Origin of the sequence: Salinivibrio sp. IB643 (genome assembly GCF_001996105.1) — a bacterium.
In the GTDB taxonomy this organism is placed as follows: domain Bacteria; phylum Pseudomonadota; class Gammaproteobacteria; order Enterobacterales; family Vibrionaceae; genus Salinivibrio; species Salinivibrio costicola.
Genome location: NZ_MUFF01000083.1, coordinates 1 through 1481, shown reverse-complemented (window position 1 = coordinate 1481; position 1481 = coordinate 1). Strand labels below are relative to the sequence as shown.

1 protein-coding gene and 2 pseudogenes are annotated in these 1481 nt (G+C 49.6%); 2 read left to right on the top strand and 1 reads right to left on the bottom strand.

Translation table 11 applies throughout. From position 1 onward, the window contains the following. A pseudogene (locus tag BZG77_RS14965) lies at positions 1–181 on the top strand (transposase); the annotation flags it as partial. 666 nt (positions 182–847) lie between these two features. On the opposite strand, the gene BZG77_RS14560 reads toward BZG77_RS14965, so the two are convergent. Further along, a complete protein-coding gene (locus BZG77_RS14560; protein ID WP_077647755.1) occupies positions 848–1231 on the bottom strand; it encodes a hypothetical protein in 384 nt (127 codons plus the stop codon). Positions 1232–1345: 114 nt separating this feature from the next. On the opposite strand from BZG77_RS14560, the pseudogene BZG77_RS15100 reads away from it, so the two are divergent. Next, a pseudogene (locus BZG77_RS15100) lies at positions 1346–1444 on the top strand (cytidine deaminase); the annotation flags it as partial. Positions 1445–1481 lie beyond the last annotated feature (37 nt).

Genomic DNA, 1481 nt, shown 5'->3' with positions numbered 1-1481 from the left:
GTCATACAGTTGTATCAGCAAACGGGCGAAGACGGTTGAGGTTAACTACCGATTACCCAGTCGTGGGCCCGTTGCTCACGTCGTCATTGATGCCACCGGTTTAAAAGTGTTCGGCGAGGGGGAATGGAAAATGCGCAAACATGGCAAGGAGAAACGCCGTGTTTGGCGCAAGCTGCATCTGATGTTCCCGTTTGGGATGGGCAGTAAAATGGAGTCTGGCATTGAGATGCCGATTACGCAGTTTTCCAACCCCATCGCGATTAACAACGTACAAGCGCAAAACGATTTCTATGCGTTTGAAAACTTGGCGGTGCTCAAAGGGCTGCACAAGCAAGCGCAAGAGCCACATAAACTGGCCCGTTTGCTTGAGGTATATCACGAGTCGTTGGGTCACAACATTATCCGTCGTGCGGAAGAGGCAAAGATTGCGTTGTCGGATCAAGCGGCTTACCGAGCGGGCATTCAACTGTTCTCCGAGCGCGTGGACGTTGATGTAACGCGCGATAACATGATTGATGCGATTGAGGCGCCCAAACGTAAGATGATCGCCTTAGTGCACGATGTGGCCGCGCAGGCCGGTGTAAAGCCTGACGTGATTTTTATGACAGGTGGCTCGGCGCGCTCGCCCTTCTTACGGGAGGCTGTACAAGCAGAGCTCCCGAACATTCCTGTAGTGAGTGGCGACTACTTTGGCTCAGTCACCGCGGGCTTAGCGCGTTGGGCGGAAGTCTGCTTTAAGTAACCGTCGCTTTACGACCCGGGTTTGACGCTTACTTGTAATACCTTGCGAAAGAAAAAAAGTTGTCAATAATAGGAACCCGACTTAGCGAAAACTTCCGTATTTTGATTAGAAATCATGCACCAAGGTGGGGGTGTTGGCGCGAAATAGCTTGGTTAGGGCAGACTTATATCGCCAACCCAGAGCCAGTAGCCGTTTCGCTAAGCTTTGATTTTGAATGGTGGCAACTTCAATGCCGCGGTAGTGATGCGGATGCGCTTGAATGTAGTCGATAAACGCCGTCAGCACCCCTTGGCCGCGAACGCTGGGGGTAAATTGTAGCGAAACAATCGATAATCGCTGACTACCGATCGGACAGTGAATCAGACAATAGCCGAGTGGGTGCTTGATAGCGGTAGAGAGCTCTGGAAAAGCGCGCATCTGGTGACGTTGGGCCAATTGGTCATAGCCGAGGCATAGGTGGTCAAGCAATTGCCGAGCGTTATCATCCATCGAAGTGTCTCTGAAGAGGTCGAAACGTAGCCACCATATTAAGGACTTTATTTTTTCGAAAAACAGAAAAGCGTGAGCCACGTATTTACCTCTTTTGGGCATAATAATCGCGCAAAAGCCGCGATTTCTGCGGCAGACAACCAGCTAGTTTTTAAAACTGTGCGCGAGCTCATGCCGCACCATTGGTCGTTAGTGAATAACGAGTTTTTATAAATTTATCAATCATGTATATTTTATCAATCATGTATAT